The following is a 25,517-nucleotide window of genomic DNA, read 5'->3' as shown; positions in this document are numbered from 1 at the left end:
GCTTGGGGCGGGTGGGTGACGTGCATCCAGGAGAGAATAACGCTTTGTGCAATGACAGCTACACCGTGTGGTCGAAGTGGTCGTTTGGGATCCGCGCGGGGTGCAAATCCGGCCGATACTGACCGAACGCCTCAGCGATCGGCTGGCTCAACGTGACAGAACGAGTGCGCCAGGTGACCGATTCGGCGGCGTGGCGGGCGGTTTCCCGGCCTGGAGGTCAGATAATCCCCGACTTTCGCAAGGTGGCGAACGATCAGATCCGGTCACTGGGTGGCGGGTTCGGTCGGCAGGGTCGGACGGCCCTGCGGCGCGCGGGAGTTCGCCCGTACGAGCGGCCTGGTCGGCGTGCGGATTGACCGCGCTCACCCCGGCGAGGGGCGCCCGGACGGGGGCGCGGAGCGGGCCCGCGACCCGCGCCGGACCGGGCGCCGGGGGCGGCGGCTCAGGCCCGGCAGCGACGGTGCAGCGCGACGCCGGCCGCGGCGGCGCCGGCCGCCACGCCGAGCGCGGCGGCGGCCGGCAGGCCCACCCGGGCCGCCTTCCGCCCGGTCCGGAAGTCCCGCACCCGCCAGCCCTGCGCCCGGGCGTGCCGCCGCAGCGCGCCGTCCGGGTTCACCACGTACGGATGGCCGACCAGCGAGAGCATCGGGATGTCGTTGGCCGAGTCGCTGTAGGCGGCGCAGCGGTCGAGGTCCAGCCGCTCGCGCCGGGCCAGCGAGCGCACCGCGGCCGCCTTGGCCGGCCCGTGCAGCAGCTCGCCGACCAGCCGGCCGGTGTACGCGCCGTCGCGCGCCTCGGCCACGGTGCCGAGCGCGCCGGTCATGCCGAGCCGGGCCGCGATGATCCGGGCCACCTCCACCGGGGCGGCGGTGACCAGCCAGACCCGCTGGCCCGCGTCCAGGTGCATCTGCACCAGCGCACGGGTGCCCGGCCACACCTTGTCGGCGATGACGTCCTCGAAGACCTCCTCGCAGAGCGCCTCCAGATCGGCGGTCCGCTTGCCCGCCACCACACCGAGCGCGGTGTGCTTGGCGTCCGCCATGTGCTCCGGGTCCTCGGCGCCGTGCAGCCGGAACCAGGCCTGCTGCCAGGCGAACCGGGCGATGTCCCGGCGGCTGAGGAAGCCGCGCCGGTAGAGGCCGACGCCGAGGTAGAAGATCGCGGCGCCGCGCAGGATGGTGTTGTCGCAGTCGAAGAACGCGGCGGCCCGCGGGTCGTCCGGCTCGGGCGTGTGGTTCTCCGCCGGGGCCTTGGGTGCCTTGCCGCGCCTGGCCGGCTGCGACTCCGTCGGCTGCTCCCCGGCGGGCCGCTCCTGCGCGGGCGGTGCCCCCGCCGGCTGCTCCGCCACGGGCTCCCCGGCCGGAGGCTCCCCGACCGGAGGCTGCGGCGCGGCCCGCAGGGCGGCCTCCGCCGCCTCGGCCGCGGCCTCGCCCGCGAGGGCGGTCCGCGAGCTGGTGGAACGCCTTGCCTGGGTGAGCCTTCGGAGCACGGCCATGTCATCGAGCATAGCCAGCCACCTGGGCGGCGGCCGTGACGGCGGCGTGCCCGAGGGGTGAACGGGAGGAGGGCCGGCCGTGTCCGGCGCGTCCGTAGGGGCGTCGCACAATGGCGGGGTGAGCCCACTGCTGCGACGTGACAAGAACCCGGGGCCGAAGCCGGCCGACCGGACGGTGACCCTGGTGGCCAAGCCCGGCTGCCACCTGTGCGACGACGCCCGGGAGGTGATCGCCCGGGTCACGGCCGAGCTGGGCGCCTCCTTCGAGGAGAAGGACATCACCCAGGACGAGGAGCTCTACCGGCGCTACTGGGAGCAGATCCCGGTCACCCTGATCGACGGCCGCCAGCACGACTTCTGGCGGGTGGACGAGAAGCGGCTGCGCACCGCCCTCGGCGCCTGACCCCGGCGCCGTCCGGCCTCGCCCGAGGCGCCCCGACCCCCGCCGTCCGGCGGGGGCGGTTCGCCGAATCGTTGCCGATTTTCCGGGTGCGCGGTTTGGGCCGCCCCCCGTCGCCCGGCTTACGATCGAACTCGTTTGCGCCCATGGGGGGCTGAGCACGCGAGGAGTGCCGCCATGCTTCCCGGCCCGCCACCGGCAGCGCCCGCCGACCCGTCGGCCGCGCGCGGGGGCTTCGCCGTGGTGGACGTGGAGGCGACCGGCCGCAGCCCCTGGCGGCACCGGGTGGTCGAGGTGGCCGTGGTGCTGCTGGACGCGTCGCTCCGCCCGGAGGGCGAGTTCTGCACCCTGCTGGACCCGCTGGGCCCGGTCGGCCCGACCCATGTGCACCGGATCGCGCAGGAGGACGTCGAGGGCGCCCCGCGGTTCCGCGAGATCGCGCCGAGGCTGCTGGAACTGCTGGCCGGCCGGGTACTGGTCGGTCATCACGTCACCTGCGACCACGCCTTCCTGGACCGCGAGTTCGCCCGGATCGGGGTGCCGCTGCCGCCGGTGCCGCTGCTGTGCACCATGCGGCTGGCCCGCGCCCACCTGCCGCAGGCCCGCGGTTTCGGCCTGGCGGCCTGCGTGGAGGCGGCCGGCCTCGGCGCCTTCGCGGCGCACACCGCGCTGGGCGACGCCCGGGCCACCGCCGGCCTGCTGCGGCACTGCCTGGACGCGCCGTCCTGCCCGCCGGGGGACTGGACGGAGCCGCTGCGGCGGGCGGCCCGGGTGCCGTGGCCGCGGCTGGGGCGGGCGCGCTCGCGCCCGTCGGGCGAGCCGGTTCCGCTGGTCCTGCGCGACCCCGCCCGCCCGGCCCCGGTCCCCGCCCCGCGTGACCTGCCGGACCGTCTTCCGTACGGTCCCAGGCCACCCGCTGCACCGCCCCCGGCGGCGGCCCGGAAATCGACCGGTGCTATGGGGTCGACGGCGTGATGCGCATCACTGTGCGGGGACAAAACGGACACCATCTTTGTGCACACGTTCACAAACGCATAGCCTGGCTGCCAAAGCCCAGCTTCACCCACAGGAGCAGCGTGGCAATCGGCCGATCACCACAGAGCAGTTCGCAGACGCCCGACCCGGGCGCCGCGCGCCGACCCTCGCGTGCCCGGGGAATCCCGGAGGCGACGGTCGCCCGGCTGCCCCTCTATCTGCGTGCGCTCACCGCGCTCTCCGAGCGCTCGGTGCCGACGGTCTCCTCCGAGGAGCTGGCCGCCGCGGCCGGGGTGAACTCCGCCAAGCTCCGCAAGGACTTCTCCTACCTGGGCTCCTACGGCACCCGCGGTGTCGGCTACGACGTCGAGTACCTCGTCTACCAGATCTCCCGCGAGCTGGGCCTGACCCAGGACTGGCCGGTCGTCATCGTCGGCATCGGCAACCTCGGCCACGCGCTCGCCAACTACGGCGGCTTCGCCTCCCGCGGCTTCCGGGTCGCCGCCCTGCTCGACGCCGACCCGGCCGTGGTCGGCAGCACCGCGGCCGGCCTGCCCGTGCGCCACATGGACGAACTGGAGTCCATCGTGGAGAGCCAGCACGTCTCGATCGGCGTCATCACCACCCCGCCCGGCGCGGCCCAGCAGGTCTGCGACCGGCTGGTCGAGGCCGGCGTCACCAGCATCCTGAACTTCGCCCCGACCGTGCTGACCGTCCCGGACGGCGTGGACGTGCGCAAGGTGGACCTCTCCATCGAGCTGCAGATCCTCGCCTTCCACGAGCAGCGCAAGGCCGGCGACGAGCCGGACCGCACCGAGTCCGTGCTCGACCGGGCCCCCGGCCCGGTCCGCGCCGCCGCCGCCAAGCTGCGCCGGGCGGCCGGGGGCAGCGGCAAGACGCGCCCGGCCGCCGAGCCGGCCGGCAAGGACGCGGACCCGGCGGCGAAGGGCAAGCCCGGCAAGACCGGCGAGGGCGAGCTGTCCGCGGTGATGCCGGCATGAGCACCGAGATTCGTGGGACCAGGGAGCGGGCGTGAGTCTTCTCGTCGTAGGGCTGAGCCATCGCACGGCCCCGGTCGGGGTACTGGAGCGCGCCGCGCTGACCGGTGCGGTGCCGACCCGGCTGCTGCACGACGCGGCCGCGTCCGCGACCGTCGCCGAGGCCGCGCTGCTGAACACCTGCAACCGGATCGAGCTGTACGCCGACGTGGACAAGTTCCACGCCGGCGTCGCCGAGCTGTCGCTGCTGCTCGCCCACCACAGCGGGGTGGACCTGGAGGAGCTGACCTCGCACCTCTACGTCCACTACGAGGACCGCGCCGTCCACCACCTCTTCTCGGTGGCCTGCGGCCTCGACTCGATGGTGGTCGGCGAGGGCCAGATCCTCGGCCAGCTGCGCGACGCCCTGGCCAAGGCCCAGGAGGAGCACACCGCCGGGCGCGGCCTGAACGAGCTGTTCCAGCAGGCGCTGCGGGTCGGCAAGCGGGCGCACAGCGAGACCGGCATCGACAAGGCCGGCCAGTCCCTGGTGACCTTCGGCCTGGAGCAGGTCGCGGCCGGCGCGGGCGAGATCGCCGGCAAGCGGGCGCTGGTGGTCGGCGCGGGCTCGATGAGCTCGCTGGCCGCCACCACCCTGGTCCGCTCGGGCGTGACCGATCTGCTGATCGCCAACCGGACGCCGGCCCGTGCCGAGCGGCTGGCCGAGATCCTCGGCACGGACGTCGCCCGCACCCTGGAGCTGGCCAAGGTGCCCGAGGCGCTGGCCGACGTCGACCTGGTGATCTCCTGCACCGGCGCGGCCGGTGTGGTGATCAAGGCGGACGACGTCGCCGCCGCGGTCGCCGCGCGCGCCGGCGCCACCCCGCTCGCCTTCCTCGACCTCGCCATGCCGCGTGACGTCGACCACGCCGTGCACGAGCTGCCCGGCGCACTGCTGGTCGACCTGGAGAGCCTCTCGCACGCCCACGCCGCCACCCCCGGCGCGGGCGACGTCGACGCCGTCACCGGCATCGTCTCCGACGAGGTCACCGCCTTCGCCGCCGCCCAGCGCGCCGCGCGGATCGCCCCGACCGTGGTGGCGCTGCGCGCGATGGCCTCCGAGGTGGTCGCCGCCGAGCTGGGCCGCCTGGACTCCCGGCTGCCCGGACTGGACGAGCGCTCGCGCGCCGAGATCGGCCAGACCGTCCGCCGGGTGGTCGACAAGCTGCTGCACGCGCCCACCGTGCGGGTGAAGCAGCTGGCCGCCGAGCCCGGCGGCGCCTCCTACGCGGAGGCCCTGCGTGAACTCTTCGACCTGGACCCGGCCGCCGTGCACGCGGTCTCGGGTACCCCGATCGGCGCCCAGCAGCCCGCGGGCGGGGGCGCCGCATGAACCGTCAGCCATCCCACGAGTACCACCGGGACGATCACCTCATGAATGGTCAACCGCTCACCGGTCAGGCACCGGACGCCACCACCGCCCCCCTGCGGCTCGGCACCCGGCGCAGCGCGCTCGCCATGGCCCAGTCGGGCATGGTCGCCCGCGAGGTGACCCGCCTCACCGGACGCCCCGTCGAGCTGGTGGAGATCACCACCTACGGCGACACCTCCCGCGAGGCGCTGGCCCAGATCGGCGGCACCGGTGTCTTCGTCTCCGCGCTGCGCGACGCGCTGCTCGAAGGCCGGATCGACTTCGCCGTGCACTCCCTCAAGGACCTGCCGACCGCCGAGCCCGAGGGCCTGGCGCTGGCGGCCGTGCCGCAGCGCGAGGACACCCGCGACGCCCTGGTGGCGCGCGAGGGCCTGACGCTGGTCGAACTGGTCGAGAAGCTGGCCGGCGCCGGCCGTCCGGCCCGGATCGGCACCGGTTCGCCGCGCCGGATGGCGCAGCTGAACGCCTGGGCCCGGGCCCGCGGCTTCCAGCTGGAGACCGTCGCGATCCGCGGCAACGTGGACACCCGGATCGGCTTCGTCACCTCCGGCGAGCTGGACGCGGTGGTGCTGGCCACCGCCGGCCTGAACCGGCTCGGCCGCAGCGCCGAGATCAGCGAGCACCTCGACCCCGAGCTGATGATCCCGGCCCCGGGCCAGGGCGCGCTCGCCGTCGAGTGCACCACGGCGAACAGCGGACTGACCGCCGCGCTGTCGGCCCTCGACCACGCCCCCACCCGGGTCGCGGTGGCCGCCGAGCGCGCGCTGCTGGCCGCCCTGGAGGCCGGCTGCTCCGCGCCGGTCGCCGCGCTGGCCGGCTGGGAGCACCAGACCGAACTGCGGCTGGAGGGCGTGGTCGGCACCGCCGACGGCGCCACCCTGCTGAAGATGTCCGCCCACGGTCCGATCGTCCTCGACGAGACCGCCGAGCAGCAGGCGGCGGCCCTCGGCCGCGCGCTGGCCGCCCGGCTGCTCGACGCGGGCGCGGCCGCCCTGATGGGGGAGCGAGCCCGATGAGCCCCACCGCCGCCACCGACAGCCCGTTCCCGGCCGACAGCCCGTTCGGGGGCACCGTCCCCGCCGCCGGCCGCTGCACCTTCCTGGGCGCGGGCCCCGGTGACCCGGGCCTGCTGACCCTGCGCGCGGTCGAGGTGCTCTCCTCCGCCGACGTGCTGGTCGCCGACCCGCTGACCGCCGCCGCCGTGCGCAGCCACTGTCCGAACGGTGTGCAGGTGCACACCCCCGGTGCGGAGGGGCCGGAGTTCGACCTCGCCGACCTGGTCGCCGAGGCCGTGCGCTCCGGCAAGCACGTGGTGCGGACCGTCGACGGCGACCCGGGCCTGGACGGCTGCGCGGCCGAGGAGATGCTCGGCTGCGCCGGTGCCGGGATCGCCTTCGAGGTGATCCCGGGCGTCGCCCAGTCGGTCGGCGTACCGGCCTACGCGGGCGTGCCGCTGCGCGGCGCGGCCGGCACCGACGTCCGCTTCGTGGAGGCCGCGGCGCTGCTGGCCGGCTCCCCGGTGGACCTGGGCGCGCCGGAGACCACCCTGGTGGTGCGCACCACCCTGGGCCAGCTGCCGGCCACCGCCAACGCGCTGGTCTCCAACGGCCGCAAGCCGGACTCCGCGCTGAGCGCCACGCTCTCCGGCACCACCACCCGTCAGCGCACCTTCACCGCGACCCTGGCCTCCATCGCGGCGGACCTCAAGGCCGCCCGGGTGCTGCCCTCCCCGGTCTCCGCCCCGGTGGACCCGGCCACCGCGGTCATAGCCGTGGTCGGTGAGCAGGTCGCCCACCGCGCCTCGCACTCCTGGTTCGAGACCAAGCCGCTGTTCGGCTGGAACGTCCTGGTGCCGCGCACCAAGGAGCAGGCGCACGGCCTCTCCGAGCAGCTGCGCTCGTACGGCGCGGTGCCGCAGGAGGTGCCGACCATCGCGGTCGAGCCGCCGCGCACCCCGCAGCAGATGGAGCGGGCGATCAAGGGCCTGGTCACCGGCCGCTACGAGTGGATCGCCTTCACCTCGGTGAACGCGGTGCGCGCGGTGCGCGAGAAGTTCGAGGAGTACGGCCTGGACGCCCGGGCGTTCGCCGGCATCAAGGTCGCGGCGGTCGGCGAGACCACCGCGCAGGCGCTGGTGGACTTCGGCGTGAAGCCCGACCTGGTGCCGTCCGGCGAGCAGTCCGCGGCCGGGCTGCTGGAGGACTGGCCGCCGTACGACCCGGTGTTCGACCCGATCGACCGGGTGCTGCTGCCGCGTGCCGACATCGCCACCGAGACCCTGGTGGCCGGCCTGGTCGAGCTGGGCTGGGAGGTCGACGACGTGACGGCGTACCGGACGGTGCGCGCCTCGCCGCCGCCGGCCGAGACCCGGGAGGCGATCAAGGGCGGCGGTTTCGACGCGGTGCTGTTCACCTCGTCCTCGACCGTGCGGAACCTGGTCGGCATCGCGGGCAAGCCGCACAACGTGACGGTCATCGCCTGCATCGGCCCGGCCACCGCCAAGACCGCCGAGGAGCACGGCCTGCGGGTCGACGTGATGGCCCCGGCGCCGTCGGCGGCCTCGCTGGCCCAGGCGCTGGCAGACTTCGGGGCCAAGCGGCGGGACACCGCGACCGCCGCGGGCGAGCCGGTCTACCGGCCCAGTGAGCGCCGTCCGGGCTCGCGCCGCAAGGCCGCCCGCTGACGTAGAGGCCGGGGGCGGCCCGACCGCCGCCCCCGGCACCGCACCATCGTTCGGAGAGAGAAGCCGTGTCCGCCGAATTCCCGTACGTCCGCCCGCGCCGTCTGCGCTCGACCCCGGCGGTGCGCCGCCTGGTCGCCGAGACCCGGCTGCACCCCGCGGAGCTGATCCTTCCCGCCTTCGTCCGCGAGGACATCACCGAGCCGAAGCCGATCTCCTCGATGCCCGGGGTGTTCCAGCACACCCGGGACTCCCTGCGGAAGGCCGCGGTGGAGGCCGCCGAGGCGGGCGTGGGCGGCATCATGCTGTTCGGCCTGCCCGAGGTGAAGGACGCCGTCGGTTCCGAGGGGACCAACCCGGAGGGCATCCTCCAGCAGGCGATCCGCGACGTGGTCGCGGAGGTCGGCGACCGGCTCGTGGTCATGTCGGACCTCTGCCTGGACGAGTTCACCGACCACGGGCACTGCGGCGTGCTGGCCGGGGACGGCAGCGTGGACAACGACGCCACCCTGGCGCGCTACGCCGAGATGGCCGTGGTCCAGGCCGAGGCCGGCGTCCACGTGGTCGGCCCGTCGGGCATGATGGACGGCCAGATCGGTGTGATCCGCCGGGCGCTGGACGAGGCGGGGCACCAGGGCGTGGCCGTCCTCGCCTACACCGCCAAGTACGCCTCCGCCCTGTACGGGCCGTTCCGCGAGGCCGTCAACTCCTCGCTGCAGGGCGACCGCAAGACCTACCAGCAGGACCCGGCGAACGCCCGGGAGGCGCTGCGCGAGCTGGAGCTGGACCTCGCCGAGGGCGCCGACCTGGTGATGGTCAAGCCCGCGATGCTCTACCTGGACGTGCTGCGGCAGGTCGCCGACGCCTCCCCGGTGCCGGTGTCCGCGTACCAGATCTCCGGTGAGTACGCGATGGTTGAGGCCGCCGCCGCCAACGGCTGGATCGAGCGGGAGCGCACCATTCTGGAGACCCTCACCTCGATCCGCCGGGCCGGCGCCGAGCAGATCCTGACCTACTGGGCCGTCGAGGCCGCCAGGATGCTGAAGTAGGCCCCGCGCACGCACACGCGAAGGCCGGGCCCCTCCGACGGGAGGGACCCGGCCTTCGTCGTGCGTTCTACCAGTCGGCGATGTGGGCGAAGGCCTCGCCGCCGCCGACGCCGTCGGTGGAGGTCGCGGCGCCCCAGCCCAGCTCGCCGGCCGCGATGTGCGAGGTGTGGGCGATGCCCCAGCCCTCGCCGGCCGCGAACACCGGGTCGGCGGAGGCGACGAACTCGCCGCCGCCGGCCACACCGACGTGCGCGGACGCCGCCGGGACGGCGAGCCCGGCCAGCGCCAGCGCGCCGATGGCGGTCAGGGTGATCTTGCCCAGCGTGCTCTTCATGGATCTGCCCTTTCTTCCGGAGCGCCCGGGGCGGACGCTCTGCCTGTGGGGGTGCGCCCGGACGCCGGGAGGGCCCGGGGAGCAGACGTCCCCGGGCCCTCCGTCGCGCCGTGCGCCTGGATCAGCCGATCAGGTGCGAGACACCCGCGTCGCCCGAGGACTGGGTGTTCTGGCCGACGTTGCAGATCTGCTTCGGGGTGCTGTTGAGGATCGGAACCTCGATCGGCACCGCGATGCCGATGACGCCGACGGCGACGTTGTGGATCTCCGGCAGGCAGATGTTCGGGTTGTCGAGCACGTGCGAGTTCGGGCTGTTGTCGCCGTAGGTGCCGGTGTGGTTGGTGCCACCGTTGCCCTGGGCCGAGACGGCGGCGCCGTCCGAGTCGGCGATGGCGCCCGCGGAGCCCGCGGACATCGCGATGGCGGCCGCGGCCAGACCCGCGGCGGCGAGGGACTTCTTGATCATTTCGGTGTTCCTCTCAGGGGGTGAATCGGGGAGCGATTCGAAGGTGGTCGGTTCGGAGGGGATGACGCCGCCGGGACGGGCGGGTCAGCCGATCAGGTGGGAGACGCCCGCGTCGCCGTGGCTCTGGGTGCCCTGGCCCTGGGTGCAGTACTGCTTGCCGCCGCTGTTGGCGATCGGGACCTCGACCGGGACGGCCACACCGAGCACGCCGACGGCGATGTTGTGGATCTCCGGCAGGCAGATGTTCGCGTTGTCCAGGAAGTGGAAGTTCGGGCTGTTGTCGCCGACGGTGCCGGTGAAGTTGGAGCCGCCGTTGCCCTGGAACGACCCGGCGGCGCCGTCCGCGTCGCCGATGGCCGAGGCCGGCGCGGCGGCGGCGGCCAGCGCGGCGGCGGCCAGGCCTGCGGCGGCGATGGACTTCTGGATCATGAGGAGATCCCTCTCTGAAAAGCTCGGTTTCCGTGCGGTTTCCGTGCGTACAACGCGTTCAACGCTCAGACCCGGTCCGCGGTCACTGACGTCCAGATCAAAGAATCACGGCACGGAAGGTTACGGGGATTTTGGAAAAGAGTCCGGGAGGCGCGGCGGTCAACGGTTTCCGGTCGGATTATTAACCCGAACCGGTTAATCGCCGCAATCGGGGACACCGGTGGCTCGTTGAGCCCATTGCTTTCGGCTGCGCCCGCGCAGCCGCCCCCCATTGGATCTCCAGTACGGACAGGCGGAACGGTGAAAAGCATGAGGTTCTCCAAGCGGGCCGGCGCGATGCTGCTGGCGGTCGGTGCGGGCGTGCTCGCCTCCCAGGGGGCGGCGTCCGCCGCTCCGCTCGGCCCCGAGCAGGTCGGGGCGCTGGAGGACCAGCTGGCCACCCAGCAGGTGCCGCTGGACATCCCGCTGGCACCGCTGGACAGCCGGATCTCGGGCGCCGTCCCGACCTCGCTGCTGATGCCGCCGGCCCCCGCCCACACCACCGGGGACGCGCTGATCCCGGACCGCGTCGTGCCCGCGCTCGGCATCGGCAAGGTCGGCCCGACCGCCAAGGCCGAGCTGCCGCTGCCGCTGCTCGACCGGGGCGCCGACCTCGGCGAGCTGCTGCTGGACGCCCCGGCCGCGCCGCTGCACGCCGACACCCCGGCGGTCGGCCTCGGCAAGCCGCTCTCGCTCGTCCAGGACGGCACCGGCCAGCTCGCCGACGGCCGGATCAAGCTGGACGAGATCGACCCGCGGCTGGTGACCGGCGCCGTCCAGGCCGTGCCCGGCGCCAAGGCCAGCCTGGGCAACGAGGACGAGCGGATCTCGGTGACCGACACGCTGGGGAGCCTGGCCACCGCCACCACCGCCACCACCACCGGCGTGGTCTCGGGCACCGGCGCGGCCGGCCTGGCCCAGCTCTAGGGCCTGCGGGAAGCACGAGAGCCCGGCACCCCGTCGTGAAGGGGTGCCGGGCTCTCGTGCGGTCGGCCGGCGGCTCAGCCCGGCAGAACCCCGAGCAGTCCGCCGACCAGCGGCAGGTCGCGCGGACCGCCGCCGGCGCTGAGCGGGCTGGTCAGCGTCCCGGTGCCGATCGGCGCCAGGCCGGAGTCCGGCTGGACCGTCGCACCGTTGTTCAGCACGTCGGCCGAGGAGTTGGCCCACGGGTCCAGCCGCAGGTCCTTGAGCGGCGCGATGCCGTAGCCGAGGCCCGTGGTGGCTCCGCCGAGCCCCTGGGCGAGGTCGGTCTTGGCCAGGGCGGCCTCGCCACCGGCCGGGGCCGCGTGCGCCGTGCCCGCACCCGCGCCGCCGAGCAGCATCGCGGCGCCCAGGGCGGCGACGAGGCCGGCCCCGCTCTTCTTCACAACCATGCGTCTTCACCTTCGGGGAGAGGGGTTCCCCGGGCAGCCGGACCGCGCCCGGGGTACGCCGAACCGCCCCCCGGCCGGGAGCCGGAGGGCAGTGCGGGCGGAACGCGTGCCGATCGGGATCAGCAGTCGTCCTCGACGTGCTCGTGCTGCGGCGGGGCCTCCACGTTGGCGCAGGCGTTGCCGAACGCCGGGTTCAGCAGGCCGATCAGGTTGATGGAGTTGCCGCACACGTTCAGCGGGACGTGCACCGGGATCTGGATCTGGTTGCCGGAGACGACGCCGGGCGAGCCGGCGGCGACGCCCTCCGCACCGGCGCTGGCGGCGGCACCGCCCGCCGCACCCAGCACCAGGCCTGCGGCGGCGGCGGAGAGGACGGCGGCCTTCTTCACGTTCTGCATGGGGGTTGATCTCCTCGATCACACACGGGTTGAGCGGCCGCACCCCGCCCGGTGGCGGGGTGCGGCACGAGTGCGGGGAATCCGCGGCCGCCGGCTCGGCGGCCACCGGTTCAGCCGGCGTTGACGCAGGCGTTGCCGAACGCCGGGTTCAGCAGGGCGATGATGTCGATGGTGTTGCCGCACAGGTTGATCGGGATGTGCACCGGGATCTGGAGCTGGTTGCCGGAGAGCACACCGGGGGAGTTGGCGGCGACGCCCTCGGCGCCGGAGCTGGCGAACGCGCCGCCGGCCGCACCGACCACCAGGCCGGCGGTGGCGAGAGACAGCGCGGCGGCCTTCTTGACGTTACGCATGTGTTCTTCCTCCGTATTCTGCCCGACCGTCTGTGGAAATAGTCGGGAGCCGGGCGAGGGGAAATCCTGGCCCGTTGGCTTCTGGGAATGCCGTGATGGTCACTCGGGCGGCCCAGATGGCGTGTGTCGCCCATGGCTCGGGCGATGAGCGGCCGCCGCGGCACCGTGCGCCGCGAACAATTCCCGCACGGCCGGGAAGTATTCGAATCGACGCGCGACCGGGAGAATTCCGGACGGGCTTGGACCGGCGGCGGATCTCCTCGTCGTAGCGGGGCGGGTGGAGCGTGTTCCGACTGGAGAACGAGGCAGTGGGCGGGGGGAAACGGCCGGATTCGGGTGTCACCCGATTGCCCGGGACGGGGGCTCCGTTCCTCCGGACGGGTGACAGTGGGGTAGCCCTCGCAACCGGCCAGAGCGGGTCTCGTTGGAGATGTCGCACTCCCCGTGCATCTCTGTCGAACAGTCAGGAGGCTCCTCATGAGCATCAAGAAGACGGCCGCCGTCGGCGCCGCTGTGGTCGGCATCGTCGCCGCCGGTGCCGGTTCCGCCGTGGCCAGCTCCGGCGCGGAGGGCGTTGCCGCCGGCTCCCCCGGTGTCATCTCCGGCAACCAGATCCAGGTGCCGCTGCACGTCCCGATCAACCTGTGCGGCAACACCATCGACATCGTCGGCCTGCTGAACCCGGCCTTCGGCAACCACTGCGCCAACGTCGGCTGACCAGCCGCCGGTCCGGTCGGTGCGAGCCGCCGCTCCTGCGCTTCCCTCCTGGGGTGCGGGGCGGCGGCTCTCGGCGTTCCCGGGGCCGGTCGCCGACACCGGCGCCCCGGCCCGGCTGCGGCGGCTCGGCGAGCCCGGCACCGTCCACCTGCACGGTTGACCCGTCCCCGAACCACCGGCCGTCCACCGGGCGGGCTCCCCGCCCGCCCGGTGGCGGCGGTGCCGTAGGCTCGCCCGGCGTCGCGCTGTCGGTCGGCGCACCGGTCACGAGCGGGGCGGGGAGTACCAGAGCTGATGAGCGCGGCATCGAGCACCGAGTCGTCGGACGGGAGTGCGGGCGCGCCCCCGCCGTCCGCCACCCCGTCGTCCGCCACCGCGGCGGACCCGGAGACCGGGCAGGACCCGCGGGCTCCCGGGGAGCCCGCGGCGGCGGAGCGGTCCCCGGGCTGGTTCGGCGCCCTGGTGGACCGCTACGCCCCCGCGCTCGGCGCGTACGCGGTGGTCAAGGCGACCGGCCTGACCGTCTTCCTGCTGCTGCTCTCGCACACCGAGGACTTCCTGAAGAAGGACCCGGGGCGCGGCGGCGGCGCCCGGCCCTGGGACGTGCTCGGCACCTGGGACGGCATCTGGTACCAGCGGATCGCCGAGAACGGCTACGACCCGCAGCTGATCCCGCTGCACGGCTACCCGCTGGCCACCTACTACGAGAACTCCGCCGCGTTCTTCCCGCTCTACCCCTGGCTGATGCGGCTGGTGGGGGCGGTGACCGGGCTCGGCCCGTACGGCTCGGGCATCGTCGTCTCGGTGATCGCCTCCTTCGTCGCCGCGGCCGGGATCTTCGCGGTCGCCGCGCGGCTCGGCGGCTTCCGGGCCGGTGTGATCGCGGCGGTGATCTGGGGCCTGTTCCCGGGCTCGGGCGTGGAGTGGGCGGTCTACTCGGACTCGCTGTTCGTCGCCCTCTCGGCCTGGGCCTGCTACTGCGTGATGACCCGCCAGTGGCTCGCCGCCGGGGTGCTCGCCCTGGTGGCCGGCCTCAACCGGCCGACCGCGGTCGCGCTGATCGCCGCCGTCTCGATCTCGGCGCTGGTGGCGCTGGTGCGGCGCACCGACGGGGTGGCCCGCCCGCTGACCGCGATGCTGATCACCCCGTGGGGCCTGCTCGGGTACGTCGCCTGGGTCGGCTACCGGATGGGCGACTGGACCGGCTACTTCAAGCTCCAGCGCGGTGCCTGGAACCGCTACTTCGACTGGGGCGCCTCCACCGCCCGCAGCACCCTGGACACGGTCACCGGGCACTGGACGTTCTGGCAGTCCAACCCGGCGCCGGACCTCATCGCGGTGGGCCTGCTGATCGCCCTGCCCGGGCTGCTGGTGCTGCTGCTGCGCCTGCGGCCGCCGCTGGTCCTGGTGCTCTACACCGTGCTGACCATCGTCCTGGCGCTCAGCAGCAACCAGATCTACGGCAACATCTCGCGCTACCTGCTGCCGGCCTTCCCGCTGTTCATCGGCCTGGCGGTGGCGCTGCGCCGGCTGCGGCCGTCGACCCTGGGCGGCCTGGTCGCGATGCCGGCGGTGGCGGCCGGATGGTACGCGGGGTACGCGCTGTTCGAGCTCGGCATCCCCTAGAACCGGCCTCCGTAGGGCCGCGTAACCTCGACGGCATGACGACCAGCGGCACGCCGACCGTGCGCCAGATCCGCGACCTCTCCGGTCTGCTGGACCACGCGAGCCACGTCCTGGCGACCCGGATGGCGGCGGCGTTCACCGAGCTCGGCGTCACCCCGCGCGCCTACTGCGTGCTCTTCCACGCGCTGGCGGCCGAGCGCACCCAGAGCCGGCTGGCCGAGCTGGCCGACCTCGACAAGACCACCATGGTGGTGACCGTCGACCAGCTGGAGCGGGCCGGCCTGGCCGAGCGCCGGCCGGCCGCGGCCGACCGCCGGGCCCGGATCGTCCGGGTCACCGAGGCGGGCGAGCGGGCCGTCGAGCGGGGCACGGCGATCGCCGACCGGGTGCACCGGGAGGTGCTGGACTCGCTGCCGCGGGAGGAGCGGACGGTCTTCGTCGCGGCGCTGGCCCGCCTGGTGGACGGGGGCGGGGCACTGGCCGATCCGGTCGGCTCGGAGCCTACGGTGCGCAGGGCCCGCCGCCCGCGCGGCCGGGGGCCGGGGGACGAGCCCAGGGCGCGGCGGTAGTCGGTTTCCGGTCGGCTTGTATGCTCCACCTGGCGCCAGGGGGGACGTCCTGGCCGCTGATCGTTCGATGGCACAGCCGTGAAGAGGTGCGGGGATGTCGGGTCGCCGAGACAGGAGTCAGTCCGGCGTGGCCCGGCCGCGTCCGGAGGGCTCGACCGGCTCGGCGGGTTCCACCGGCGCCCGGAGCGGCTCGACGGGCGGCGCGGGCACCGGTGCGGCCGGCGGTTCCGTCCCCGCGCCCAGGCCGGGCGGCCGGGCCGAGGCCCGGCGGGCGGCGCAGTCCAAGGGACGCGGCGGGCAGGGCGGACAGGGCGGCGACGGCGGGTCGAACGGCCAGGGCCACCGCCGCTCCGGCGGGCGCGGCAAGAAGCCCCGACGCAACGTCAAGAAGGTCGTCGGCTGGACGGCCGTCGGCGCACTGGTCCTGATAGCCGGCACCGGTGGCGCGATCTACTACAAGCTCAACGGCAACATCAAGACCATCGACTCGGACGCGCTCAGCAAGGACCGCCCGCCGGAGGCCGAGGCCGACGCCAACGGCAACAAGCCGGTGAACATCCTGCTGATCGGCTCCGACAGCCGCGGCGGCGACAACTCGGACCTGGGTGGCGGTGACTCCGAGGGTGCCCGCTCGGACACCACGATCCTGCTGCACGTCTACGCCGACCACAAGAACGCCATCGGCGTCTCGATCCCGCGCAACACCCTGGTCACCATCCCGCCGTGCAAGCTCCCGAACGGGAAGTGGACCAAGGAACAAAAGGGCAAGGACGTCCTGTTCAACGCCGCGTTCACGGTGGGCGGCTCGCCGGACGGCAACCCCGCCTGCACCCAGAACACCCTGGAGAAGCTGACCGGGATCCGCGTCGACCACACCATCGTGGTCGACTTCCAGGGCTTCTCGGCGATGACCAAGGCCGTCGGCGGCGTCGATGTCTGCCTGCCCAAGGACATCTACGAGAAGGACCTCAACGAGAAGCTGCCCGCGAAGGGCGCCCTCGTCCTGAAGAAGGGCCCGCAGAAGGTGGAGGGCCAGCAGGCGCTCGACTACGTCCGGCTGCGGCACGGCATCGGCGACGGTTCCGACATTGGCCGGATGAAGCGTCAGCAGGCCTTCATGGGCTCGATGATCAGCACGGTGAAGAAGAAGGGCCTGGAGCCCACCACCCTGCTGCCGCTGGCCGACGCCGCCACCAAGTCGCTGCGCGTCGACGAGGGGCTCGGCTCGGTCGACAAGCTGATGTCCTTCGCGCTGTCGCTGAAGAACATCGACCTGCACGACCTCAAGTTCGTGACCCCGCCGTGGCGTTACAACGAGGCCAACCTCGACCTGGTGAAGCCGGACGTGGACAAGCTGTGGGAGGCCATCCGGGCCGACCGCACCCTGGACGGCAAGGACGCCACCGGCCAGCAGCCCGACGCACCCGCCACCCCGGCGGCCCCGGCCACCCCGGAGGCCCCGCCGACCACCACCGCGGCCGCCACGAAGACCGCGGCCGCGGCCCCGGTGCCCGCGATCAAGGTCTTCAACGGAACGACCGCCAACGGGCTGGGCGCCAAGGCGGGCGAGGCCCTGAAGGCGGCGCAGTTCACCGTCGCCTCGGTGGGCCAGGCGAAGTCCACCAACAAGCTCACCACCAGCATCGAGTACGGCGCCGGGCAGAAGGCCAACGCCGAGAAGGTCGCCGAACTGTTCCCCGGGGCCACCCTCGCCCCCACCTCGGCGCCCGGTATCAGCGTCGTCCTCGGCAAGGACTACGCCGACGCCAACGGCACGACCGCCCCGGGCGCCTCGGCGGCCCCGGCCGCACCCGCCCCGCTGCCGCCCTCGGTCACCGAGGACGCCCGCTCGGCGGACGACGACATCTGCGCCAACACCAGCTACGGCTCCGGCGGCTGACCGCCCGGCAGTCCGCGAGCGGGAAACGCGGAGCGGGGCCCCGGCGTTCGGCCGGGGCCCCGCTTCCGTCGGGGAACGGTCAGGGCCAGACCAGGCAGTACAGCTGGTGGCCGGCCTCGTGCAGGCGGTTGGCGAAGTCCTGCCACTCGTGCAGCATGCTGTAGATCACGAAGGCGTCGCGCGGGCCCCGGCGGTCGGGGACGGTGGACCAGATGAAGGCGGCGGCGCCGAGTTCGGTCTCGTCCGCCTTGCGCAGCGGTTCGACGACGTTGTGCGGCAGCTGGACGACGGCGTAGTCCGGGTGCAGCACCACCAGTTCCAGCGGCGGCACCTGGTGCAGCGGCACGCCCTGGATGCCGGTGAGGACCATGGCGCTCATGGTCTCCGGTTTGATCTTGGTGGAGAGGTGGCCGTTGGGCGAGCCGCTGGTCTCCATCAGGTCGCCGAGTCGGCCGAGCGAGCCGAGCTCGCCCGCGTCCAGCCCGAGACCGCCCGGCCCGAGGGCGGTCGGGACCCGGGCCGCGGTCGCCCGGTCGGGTGCGCCGAAGTACTTGTACGTCACCCCCACGCGTCCCTCACCCCGCCTCTCACGGCCTCGGCCGCTACGCCCCGTTCCCGCTCCCGTACCCCCGCGTGCGGTCTCGGCGGGCCGGCGGGGGCCACCCGCGACCTCGTCGTGGCCGTCCTGCGCCTCGGACACTCGGACCATCCTCACCGGAATTCGCCGGAATCGACAGACCCCCGCACGTCCGGTGTCCCACCGGACGTGCTCCTTACCCGTCATGCGCCGCCGTACCCAGTCGCGGTACGTGGCAGTCCTCTCCACACCCCTGCATCGACCCGGAGCGTCCGCCCGTCCTCGCGGCCGGAGGAACTTCGGAGACACTCTGGGTACATAGTCTGACTGGTCCGGGTAGCCGGCGCAGCCAGGGGCCCCGTTGTACGGATAACCGTACAGACTCGGGCGCCCGGATCATCGTTCCAGATGATGAGGTCCGACATGCAGAGGTGAAGGACACGATTTGAGACCATGTCTCCCGTGAGCTACCCCTACGAAGCACCCAAGTCCCAGTCGCTCTTCGACCGCGCGTCGGTCGTGACCCCCGGCGGCGTCAACTCCCCGGTGCGTGCCTTCCGCGCCGTCGGCGGTACGCCGCGCTTCATGGTGTCCGGCAGCGGCCCCTGTCTGACCGACGCCGACGGCCGCGAGTACGTCGACCTGGTCTGCTCGTGGGGCCCGATGATCCTCGGCCACGCGCACCCCGCCGTCCTGGACGCCGTGCAGCGGGCGGTGACCCGCGGCACCTCCTTCGGCACCCCCGGCGAGGGCGAGGTCGAGCTGGCCGAGGAGATCGTCGCCCGGGTCGCCCCGGTCGAGCAGGTCCGCCTGGTCTCCTCGGGCACCGAGGCCACCATGTCGGCGATCCGGCTGGCCCGCGGCTTCACCGGCCGCGCGAAGGTCGTGAAGTTCGCCGGCTGCTACCACGGACATGTGGACGCACTGCTGGCCGCCGCCGGTTCCGGCGTCGCCACCTTCGGCCTGCCGGACACCCCGGGCGTCACCGGCGCCCAGGCCGGCGACACCATCGTGCTGCCCTACAACGACCTCGCCGCCGTGGAGGAGGCCTTCCGGGCCCACCCCGGCGAGATCGCCTGCGTGATCACCGAGGCCTCGCCCGGCAACATGGGCGTCGTCCCGCCGCTGCCCGGCTTCAACGGCGGCCTGGCCCGGCTCTGCCGGGAGAACGGCGCGCTGTTCATCTCCGACGAGGTGATGACCGGCTTCCGCGTCTCCAAGGCCGGCTGGTACGGCCTGGAGGCGGCGAACGAGGGCTGGGCGCCCGACCTGCTGACCTTCGGCAAGGTCATGGGCGGCGGCTTCCCGGCCGCGGCCTTCGGCGGTCGTGCCGACGTGATGGCCCACCTCGCCCCGGCCGGCCCGGTCTACCAGGCCGGCACCCTCTCCGGGAACCCGATCGCCACCGCGGCCGGCCTGGCCCAGCTGCGGGGCTGCACCGACGAGGTGTACACGGCCGTCGACCGGGTCGCCGCCGAGGTCTCCGGGCTGGTCTCCACCGCGCTCACCAAGGAGGGCGTGGCGCACCGGCTGCAGGCCGCCGGCAACATGTTCTCGGTGTTCTTCACCGAGGACACCGTGACGAACTACGCCGAGGCGAAGACCCAGGAGGCGTTCCGCTTCACCGCGTTCTTCCACGCGATGCTCGCCGAGGGCGTCTACCTGCCGCCGTCCGCCTTCGAGTCCTGGTTCGTCTCCGCCGCGCACGACGAGCGGGCGCTGGAGCGGATCGCCGCCGCGCTGCCCGCCGCCGCCCGGGCCGCCGCCGAAGCCACGGCCTAGTCCTTACGAGCCCCAGGAGTACTGAGAAGTGAGCGCCAAGGACATCACCGTCGTCCATCTGATGCGGCACGGCGAGGTGCACAACCCGGAGGGCGTCCTGTACGGGCGCCTGCCGGGCTACCGGCTGTCCGAGCTGGGCCGCGAGATGGCCGAGCGGGTCGCCGAGGACCTCGCCGGGCGGGACATCACCCACGTGGTGGCGTCCCCGCTGGAGCGCGCCCAGGAGACCGCCGCGCCGATCGCCAAGGCGCACGGCCTGGACCTCGCGGTGGACGGGCGGCTCATCGAGGCGGAGAACATCTTCGAGGGCAAGACCTTCGGAGTGGGCGACGGCTCGCTGCGCAACCCGTCCTACTGGAAGTACCTGACCAACCCGTTCAAGCCGTCCTGGGGCGAGCCGTACCTGGAGCAGGCGGTGCGGATGATGGGCGCGCTGGCCGCCGCCCGGGACGCCGCGCGCGGGCACGAGGCGGTCTGCGTCAGCCACCAGCTGCCGATCTGGATCGTCCGCTCCTTCGTGGAGCGCCGCCGGCTCTGGCACGACCCGCGCAACCGGCAGTGCTCGCTGGCCTCGCTGACCAGCTTCACCTACGAGGGGGACCGGATCGTCTCGGTCGGCTACCGCGAGCCGGCTCGCGACCTGCTGCCGGCCCACCTGGTCGGCAAGGGCGGCAAGAGCAAGCCGGTGGGCAAGAGCTTCGGCGCCTGAGAAAGGGCTTGACACCGGCTCCGGGAGCACCCGGAATCCGGGTACGCCGAAGAGACCCGGACGTGCGGAACGGTGCCCATGGTTCCCGAATCGGCGTAAGAGCTGTGTGAGTAAGACCTGGGTCACACCCCCGCGACACCAGGGTCGATGGTCCCATCGCAGGTCAGAGGGGGTCCGGCAGACAAGGCCGGACCCCCCGGGGCCCGCCCGTGACTCCATGCGAAACTTTTCACATGTCTGGCATGACGCGCCCCCGTCCCCGTGTCGCAGCCGCCGCGGTCACCGCCGCCGCTGCCGCGCTGGTCCTCACCGGCTGCAGCTCGTCCGGCTCCTCGGCCGGCGGTGACGGACAGATCGGCTTCGTCACCGCCAAGGGCAGCACCATCTCGACGGTCGCCGCGGGACACCGCCAGGACGCGCCGGACATCAGCGGAACCACCCTGGAGGGGACCCCGACCAAGCTCTCCGACTACCGGGGCAAGGTCGTCGTGATGAACGTCTGGGGCTCCTGGTGCGGACCGTGCCGCTCGGAGGCCGACGACCTCCAGCGGGTCTGGGAGAAGTACAAGGACCAGGGCGTGCAGTTCCTCGGGATCAACACCAGGGACCCCGAGGTCAAGAACGCCCTCCGCTTCGAGCAGGAGAAGGGCGTCACCTTCCCCAGCATCTACGACCCGGCCGGCACCGAGCTGCTCAAGTTCCCCAAGGGCAGCCTCAACTCGAACACGATCCCGACCACCCTGGTGATCGACCGGGAGGGCAAGCTGGCCGCCCGCGCCCTCGGCGGCCAGACCGACGACAACCTGGAGTCGATGCTCCAGCCGATCGTGGCGGAGCAGCAGCAGTGAGTGCGGCGGTCCAACTCGCCGACAGCATCGGGACCGTCCAGAGCGGCGCGCTGCTGGTCGCGGCGCCGATCGCGTTGGCGGCGGGCCTGGTGTCGTTCTTCTCGCCGTGCGTGCTGCCGCTCGTGCCGGGCTACCTCTCCTACGTCACCGGCTTCTCCGCCGCCGACCTCGCCGACGCGCGCGGGGCCCGGCGCGGCCGGATGCTGGCGGGCGCGCTGCTGTTCATCCTCGGCTTCACCGCCGTGTTCGTCTCCAGCGGGGCGCTGTTCGGCCAGTTCGGCGACACGCTCAAGGAGCACCAGTCGGTCATCAACAAGGTGCTCGGGGCGCTCACGATCGTGATGGGCCTGGCCTTCATGGGCCTGGTGCCCGGCCTGAGCATGCGCGAGGTGCGCACCCACCGCCGCCCGGTGATCGGCCTGCTCGGCGCGCCGTTGCTCGGCGTGGTCTTCGGGGTGGGATGGACGCCGTGCATGGGGCCGACCCTGGCCACCGTCACCAACCTCGCGCTCAACCAGGCCGATGCCCAGCGCGGTGCGCTGCTGATGTTCTTCTACTGCATGGGCCTGGGCGTACCGTTCGTCGTGGCCGCGGTGGCCTTCCGCCGGGCGCTCGGCGCCTTCGGCTGGGTCAAGCGGCACTACCCGCTCGTCATGCGGATCGGTGGCGGCATGCTCGTCGTGGTCGGTCTGCTGCTCGTCACCGGGGTCTGGGACTCGCTGGTGAACGAGATGCGAGTCTGGACCGCCGACTTCTCGATCGGAATCTGACCCGTGACCAAGACCACGACCGACCGCGAGCAGCGCGGGGACGCGGCGCAGGGCGCGGCCGAGGACGCGGCCGAGCGGCTGACCACCGCCCCGGCCGACACCGACGGCCCCACCGGCATCGGCGCGCTCGGCTGGCTGCGCTGGATGTGGCGCCAGCTGACCTCGATGCGGGTCGCGCTGATCCTGCTGTTCCTGCTGTCGCTGGCGGCCATCCCCGGCTCGCTGATCCCGCAGAACGGCCAGAACCAGTTCAAGGTCCAGGCCTGGAAGGCGCAGCACACCACGGTCGCGCCGATCTACGAGAAGCTCCAGCTGTTCGACGTCTACAGCTCGGTGTGGTTCTCGGCGATCTACATCCTGCTGTTCGTCTCGCTGGCCGGCTGCATCGTCCCGCGCACCTGGCAGTTCGTCGGCGTGCTGCGTTCCCGGCCGCCGGCGGCGCCGCGCAACCTGACCCGGATGCCGGTGTACGCGGCCTGGCGGACGGACGCGGACGCCGCGACCGTCAGCACCGCCGCCCATCGGCTGCTGCGCGGGCGGCGGTTCCGGGCGCACCTGGACGGCGGCGCGGTGGCGGCCGAGAAGGGCTACCTGCGCGAGGTCGGCAACCTGGTCTTCCACCTGTCGCTGTTCGCGCTGCTCGGCGGCTTCGCCTGGGCGAGCCTGGCCAGCGGCACCGGCGGCAAGCTGCTGGTCGAGGGCGACGGCTACGGCAACACCATCACGCAACTGGACGACTTCACCGGTACCCGCTTCTACGGCAGCGACGACCTCGACCCCTTCTACGTGAAGCTGAACAACTTCACCTCGAAGTTCCAGGACCGGGGCGACCAGGTCGGCAGCGCCCGGCAGTTCACCGCGCACGTCGAGTACTTCGAGGGCAGCGACCCGTCGAAGCTCAAGCCGGGCACGATCGAGGTCAACCACCCGCTGGAGATCGCGGGCAGCAAGGTGTACCTGATCGGCCACGGCTACGCCCCGGTGATCACGGTGCGCAACAAGGCGGGCGACATCGTCTACACCGGCGCCACCCCGTTCCTCCCGCAGGACGGCAACCTGACCTCCACCGGTGTCGTCAAGGTGTCCGACTACGGCGAGAAGGACGGCCAGAGGACCCAGCTGGGCTTCTCCGGCTTCTTCCTGCCGACCGCCCCGGAGGCCTTCGACCGCAACACCGGCCCGCGCTCGCTGTTCCCCGGTGACGCGGACCCGGCGCTGGTGCTCAACGTCTACGCGGGCGACCTGGGCACCGACTCCGGTCTGCCGCAGAACATTTACCAGCTCAACACCAGGAAGCTGACCCAGCTCCAGCAGGACGGCCAGCCGGCCAAGGCCCGGCTGAAGCCCGGCCAGGCCTGGGAGCTGCCGGACGACTACGGCACGGTCACCTTCGAGGGTTACAAGCAGTGGGCGAGCTTCAACATCTCGCACCGCCCGGGCAACGGCATCGCCCTGGTCGGCGCGGTGGCGGCGATCGCCGGTCTGATCGGCTCGCTGTTCGTCCAGCGGCGCCGGATCTGGGTGCGGGCGGTGGCGCTGCCGGACGGCGGCACGCTGGTCGAGCTGGCCGGGCTGGGCCGCAGTGAGTCGGCGAAGATCGCCGAGGAGCTGGCCGCACTCGCGGTGGACCTCCAGGACGACGCCCCCGCGCTCGACGACGAGTCCGACGCGTCCGACGCGGTGGAGAAGTCCGACGCCTCCGAGAAGTCCGACGAGCCCGACGAGGCCGCGGCACCCGAAGAATCCGCAGTTCCCGCCGACCCGAACTCCAAGGAGTAGACGGTGCACCTCGCCTCGGAGGTCGACCCGCAGCTGGCCGACCTGTCCAACAAGCTGATCTATTCGGCGATGGCGGTCTATCTGATCGCCATGTTCGCCTACATGTTCGAGTGGACCTTCGGCTCGAAGGGCGCCGTCGCCGTCCGCTCCATCGAGCAGGCCGGCCTCGCCGCGACCGTCGCGGACGCCGAGGCCAAGGCCAAGGGCGCCAGGAAGGTGACCGTCACCGTCGCCTCGGCGGGCGGCGGCACCACCACACTCACCCGCACCGCACTGGCCGGCGAGGGCGCGACGGTGGTGACCAGCGGGCGCGGCGACGACGAGGTCGACGGCCCGGGTGCGGCCGGCACCAGCGATCGGGCCGACCTGGCCGGCCGGATCGCGGTCTCGCTCACCGTCCTCGGCCTCCTGCTGCACACGGGCGGCGTCCTCACCCGCGGCCTCTCGGTCTCCCGCTGGCCGTGGGGCAACATGTACGAGTTCTCCTGCGCCTTCGCGCTCGCCATGACGGCGGCCTTCGTCGGCCTGCTGGTGGCGAAGAAGCCGGTCCGCTGGCTCGGCCTGCCGGTCACCCTGGCCGTCGTGCTCACCCTCGGCATCGCCACCGAGGTGCTGTACACCGAGTCCGAGCAGCTCGTCCCGGCGCTGCACTCGTACTGGCTGGCGATCCACGTCTCCACCGCGATCGTCTGCGGCGGCGCCTTCTACGCGGCGTTCGTCACGACGCTGCTGTACCTGGGCAAGGACTCCTTCGACAAGCGGATGGCGGCCGGCCTGGCCAAGGGCCCGCTCGGCACCTCGCCGTCCATCTGGCGCCGGCTGCCCGCCGCCGCGACCCTGGACAAGCTGTCCTACCGGATCAACGCCCTGGTCTTCCCGCTGTGGACGTTCACCATCATCGCGGGCGCGATCTGGGCCGAGGCCGCCTGGGGCAAGTACTGGGAGTGGGACCCGAAGGAGACCTGGTCGTTCATCACCTGGGTCGCCTACGCGTGCTACCTGCACGCCCGCGCCACCGCCGGCTGGAAGGGGCGCAAGGCCGCGTACCTGGCGCTCGCCGCCTTCGCCTGCTGGCTGTTCAACTACTACGGGGTCAACATCTTCGTCACCGGCAAGCACTCCTACGCGGGGCTCTGACCGGTACCGGAACCCACCCACCGGCCCGGCACTCCAGACGAGGAAGCCGGGCCGAGGTGCGATTGGGGTAGTTCGTGCCGGCCGCCCGGTCCGGCACGGGGAGGAACTGAGGAGGAAATCGCGCAATGGAGTGCGACGAGGTCATGCTGACCGTCCGAATCACCGCCGCCGAGCACCTGCTGCTCCGCCGGCTCGCCCAGGGGCACCGCAGCGACGTGTCCGAGGTGGTGGCCGACGGGCTGCTGGACATCATCCCCACGGTCAGCTCGCCGGCCGACGCCTACCGGCTGCTGGGCGCGCTCGCGGCCCCCGCGCCGTGCGCGCTGACCGTCTGGCTGCCGGCGCCGCTGGCCGACCTGCTGGTGCCGGGCGCGGCCCGGGTCGCCCAGGTGACCCAGGTGCGGATCGGCTCGGCCAGCGCGATGCTGGGCGCCGCGCTGCGGCTGTGGCTGGCCCAGGACCCGGGGCGGCTGGCGGAGAACCTCTCGGTGATGCACGCCGGGCGGCCGTCCGCGCTGGTGGCCGCCTGACCCGGCGCCCGACCCGGTGCCCGACCCAGGGCCGGCCTCGGCCGGCCTCGGCGCCCCCGCCCGATCCGGCCGGGGCGCCGGGGCGGAGGTGGGGTGCGGGCCGCCCCGCCCGGGCCGGGGCCGCGCGGGCGCGGGCGGGGCGGCGGCGGCGCGGGGGGGGGGGCGCCGGGGGC

Annotated in this window: 28 protein-coding genes; 20 read left to right on the top strand and 8 right to left on the bottom strand. The window is 73.3% G+C overall.

The window, feature by feature from the left end; all coding sequences use genetic code 11:
* Window positions 1-442: 442 nt before the first annotated feature.
* On the bottom strand, window positions 443-1,495 hold the full coding sequence (locus ACFVUH_RS07210) for an HAD-IB family hydrolase (protein WP_387911683.1): 1,053 nt from the start codon (window positions 1,493-1,495) through the stop codon (window positions 443-445).
* A gap of 118 nt (window positions 1,496-1,613) precedes the next feature.
* Between ACFVUH_RS07210 and ACFVUH_RS07205 the strand changes: the two genes are divergently transcribed.
* The 7 genes from ACFVUH_RS07205 (at window position 1,614) to hemB (ending at window position 9,008) form a co-directional block, all read left to right on the top strand.
* Window positions 1,614-1,898 (top strand): glutaredoxin family protein, encoded by a 285-nt coding sequence (locus tag ACFVUH_RS07205; RefSeq protein ID WP_355357961.1) that lies wholly within the window; start codon window positions 1,614-1,616, stop codon window positions 1,896-1,898.
* Between the two features lie 174 nt (window positions 1,899-2,072).
* Window positions 2,073-2,870: an exonuclease domain-containing protein gene (locus tag ACFVUH_RS07200; protein WP_387911681.1), complete on the top strand. Its 798-nt coding sequence runs from the start codon at window positions 2,073-2,075 to the stop codon at window positions 2,868-2,870.
* Window positions 2,871-2,971: 101 nt separating this feature from the next.
* Window positions 2,972-3,871 (top strand): redox-sensing transcriptional repressor Rex, encoded by a 900-nt coding sequence (locus ACFVUH_RS07195; protein WP_387911680.1) that lies wholly within the window; start codon window positions 2,972-2,974, stop codon window positions 3,869-3,871.
* 31 nt (window positions 3,872-3,902) lie between these two features.
* Window positions 3,903-5,240, top strand: a complete 1,338-nt coding sequence (locus ACFVUH_RS07190; RefSeq protein WP_387911678.1) for a glutamyl-tRNA reductase — start codon at window positions 3,903-3,905, stop codon at window positions 5,238-5,240.
* Between the two features lie 41 nt (window positions 5,241-5,281).
* Window positions 5,282-6,295, top strand: coding sequence for a hydroxymethylbilane synthase (gene hemC, locus ACFVUH_RS07185; protein ID WP_355357973.1), 1,014 nt, complete (start codon window positions 5,282-5,284; stop codon window positions 6,293-6,295).
* Window positions 6,292-7,962, top strand: coding sequence for a bifunctional uroporphyrinogen-III C-methyltransferase/uroporphyrinogen-III synthase (locus ACFVUH_RS07180; protein WP_355357976.1), 1,671 nt, complete (start codon window positions 6,292-6,294; stop codon window positions 7,960-7,962). The genes hemC and ACFVUH_RS07180 overlap by 4 nt, the downstream gene beginning before the upstream one ends.
* A 65-nt stretch (window positions 7,963-8,027) precedes the next feature.
* Entirely contained in the window at window positions 8,028-9,008 is a 981-nt protein-coding gene (hemB, locus tag ACFVUH_RS07175) for a porphobilinogen synthase (RefSeq protein ID WP_387911676.1), read from the top strand.
* Between the two features lie 67 nt (window positions 9,009-9,075).
* Here the strand turns inward: hemB and ACFVUH_RS07170 are convergent, their stop codons facing one another.
* The 3 genes from ACFVUH_RS07170 to ACFVUH_RS07160 all read right to left on the bottom strand — a co-directional run bounded on the left by ACFVUH_RS07170 (window position 9,076) and on the right by ACFVUH_RS07160 (window position 10,237).
* Window positions 9,076-9,342, bottom strand: coding sequence for a hypothetical protein (locus ACFVUH_RS07170; protein WP_387911675.1), 267 nt, complete (start codon window positions 9,340-9,342; stop codon window positions 9,076-9,078).
* A 121-nt stretch (window positions 9,343-9,463) separates the two neighbouring features.
* The gene (locus ACFVUH_RS07165; protein ID WP_380690400.1) at window positions 9,464-9,808 is read right to left on the bottom strand and encodes a rodlet layer protein; all 345 of its coding nucleotides are present in this window, start codon (window positions 9,806-9,808) and stop codon (window positions 9,464-9,466) included.
* Between the two features lie 84 nt (window positions 9,809-9,892).
* A complete protein-coding gene (locus ACFVUH_RS07160; RefSeq protein ID WP_355357988.1) occupies window positions 9,893-10,237 on the bottom strand; it encodes a rodlet layer protein in 345 nt (114 codons plus the stop codon).
* 309 nt (window positions 10,238-10,546) lie between these two features.
* On the opposite strand from ACFVUH_RS07160, the gene ACFVUH_RS07155 reads away from it, so the two are divergent.
* Window positions 10,547-11,203 (top strand): hypothetical protein, encoded by a 657-nt coding sequence (locus ACFVUH_RS07155; protein WP_387911674.1) that lies wholly within the window; start codon window positions 10,547-10,549, stop codon window positions 11,201-11,203.
* A gap of 74 nt (window positions 11,204-11,277) precedes the next feature.
* On the opposite strand, the gene ACFVUH_RS07150 is transcribed toward ACFVUH_RS07155, so the two are convergent.
* The 3 genes from ACFVUH_RS07150 to ACFVUH_RS07140 form a co-directional block, all read right to left on the bottom strand.
* Window positions 11,278-11,649, bottom strand: a complete 372-nt coding sequence (locus ACFVUH_RS07150) for a hypothetical protein (RefSeq protein ID WP_355357994.1) — start codon at window positions 11,647-11,649, stop codon at window positions 11,278-11,280.
* A 119-nt stretch (window positions 11,650-11,768) separates the two neighbouring features.
* The gene (locus tag ACFVUH_RS07145) at window positions 11,769-12,047 is read right to left on the bottom strand and encodes a chaplin (protein WP_387911672.1); all 279 of its coding nucleotides are present in this window, start codon (window positions 12,045-12,047) and stop codon (window positions 11,769-11,771) included.
* A 110-nt stretch (window positions 12,048-12,157) separates the two neighbouring features.
* Entirely contained in the window at window positions 12,158-12,400 is a 243-nt protein-coding gene (locus ACFVUH_RS07140; RefSeq protein WP_355358000.1) for a chaplin, read from the bottom strand.
* A 477-nt stretch (window positions 12,401-12,877) separates the two neighbouring features.
* Here ACFVUH_RS07140 and ACFVUH_RS07135 point away from each other — a divergent pair, with 477 nt between their 5' ends.
* The 5 genes from ACFVUH_RS07135 to ACFVUH_RS07115 all read left to right on the top strand — a co-directional run bounded on the left by ACFVUH_RS07135 (window position 12,878) and on the right by ACFVUH_RS07115 (window position 17,212).
* Window positions 12,878-13,117, top strand: coding sequence for a chaplin (locus ACFVUH_RS07135; protein WP_387911670.1), 240 nt, complete (start codon window positions 12,878-12,880; stop codon window positions 13,115-13,117).
* 19 nt (window positions 13,118-13,136) lie between these two features.
* A complete protein-coding gene (locus tag ACFVUH_RS07130; protein WP_387911668.1) occupies window positions 13,137-13,277 on the top strand; it encodes a hypothetical protein in 141 nt (46 codons plus the stop codon).
* A 134-nt stretch (window positions 13,278-13,411) separates the two neighbouring features.
* Window positions 13,412-14,743, top strand: a complete 1,332-nt coding sequence (locus ACFVUH_RS07125) for a glycosyltransferase family 39 protein (protein WP_355358006.1) — start codon at window positions 13,412-13,414, stop codon at window positions 14,741-14,743.
* 35 nt (window positions 14,744-14,778) lie between these two features.
* Window positions 14,779-15,312, top strand: coding sequence for a MarR family winged helix-turn-helix transcriptional regulator (locus ACFVUH_RS07120; RefSeq protein WP_387911665.1), 534 nt, complete (start codon window positions 14,779-14,781; stop codon window positions 15,310-15,312).
* A 127-nt stretch (window positions 15,313-15,439) separates the two neighbouring features.
* A complete protein-coding gene (locus ACFVUH_RS07115; RefSeq protein ID WP_387911663.1) occupies window positions 15,440-17,212 on the top strand; it encodes an LCP family protein in 1,773 nt (590 codons plus the stop codon).
* Between the two features lie 79 nt (window positions 17,213-17,291).
* Here the strand turns inward: ACFVUH_RS07115 and ACFVUH_RS07110 are convergent, their stop codons facing one another.
* Entirely contained in the window at window positions 17,292-17,774 is a 483-nt protein-coding gene (locus tag ACFVUH_RS07110) for a hypothetical protein (protein ID WP_078881187.1), read from the bottom strand.
* Window positions 17,775-18,242: 468 nt separating this feature from the next.
* Here ACFVUH_RS07110 and hemL point away from each other — a divergent pair, with 468 nt between their 5' ends.
* The 7 genes from hemL to ACFVUH_RS07075 all read left to right on the top strand — a co-directional run bounded on the left by hemL (window position 18,243) and on the right by ACFVUH_RS07075 (window position 25,344).
* Window positions 18,243-19,571 (top strand): glutamate-1-semialdehyde 2,1-aminomutase, encoded by a 1,329-nt coding sequence (gene hemL, locus ACFVUH_RS07105; RefSeq protein WP_387911661.1) that lies wholly within the window; start codon window positions 18,243-18,245, stop codon window positions 19,569-19,571.
* A gap of 61 nt (window positions 19,572-19,632) precedes the next feature.
* On the top strand, window positions 19,633-20,280 hold the full coding sequence (locus ACFVUH_RS07100; protein WP_355358893.1) for a histidine phosphatase family protein: 648 nt from the start codon (window positions 19,633-19,635) through the stop codon (window positions 20,278-20,280).
* Between the two features lie 242 nt (window positions 20,281-20,522).
* The gene (locus ACFVUH_RS07095) at window positions 20,523-21,128 is read left to right on the top strand and encodes a TlpA disulfide reductase family protein (protein WP_355358018.1); all 606 of its coding nucleotides are present in this window, start codon (window positions 20,523-20,525) and stop codon (window positions 21,126-21,128) included.
* Window positions 21,125-21,898, top strand: coding sequence for a cytochrome c biogenesis CcdA family protein (locus ACFVUH_RS07090; RefSeq protein WP_387911659.1), 774 nt, complete (start codon window positions 21,125-21,127; stop codon window positions 21,896-21,898). The genes ACFVUH_RS07095 and ACFVUH_RS07090 overlap by 4 nt, the downstream gene beginning before the upstream one ends.
* Window positions 21,899-21,901: 3 nt before the next feature.
* A complete protein-coding gene (locus ACFVUH_RS07085) occupies window positions 21,902-23,677 on the top strand; it encodes a cytochrome c biogenesis protein ResB (protein WP_355358024.1) in 1,776 nt (591 codons plus the stop codon).
* 3 nt (window positions 23,678-23,680) lie between these two features.
* Window positions 23,681-24,814 (top strand): c-type cytochrome biogenesis protein CcsB, encoded by a 1,134-nt coding sequence (gene ccsB, locus ACFVUH_RS07080; RefSeq protein WP_355358027.1) that lies wholly within the window; start codon window positions 23,681-23,683, stop codon window positions 24,812-24,814.
* A gap of 143 nt (window positions 24,815-24,957) precedes the next feature.
* Window positions 24,958-25,344 carry a hypothetical protein gene (locus ACFVUH_RS07075; RefSeq protein WP_387911657.1) on the top strand — a complete coding sequence of 129 codons (387 nt, stop codon included), beginning with the start codon at window positions 24,958-24,960 and terminating at the stop codon, window positions 25,342-25,344.
* Window positions 25,345-25,517 lie beyond the last annotated feature (173 nt).

Origin of the sequence: Kitasatospora sp. NPDC058032 (assembly GCF_042885845.1) — a bacterium.
GTDB lineage: Bacteria > Actinomycetota > Actinomycetes > Streptomycetales > Streptomycetaceae > Kitasatospora.
This window is presented reverse-complemented; position numbering and strand designations above follow the sequence as displayed.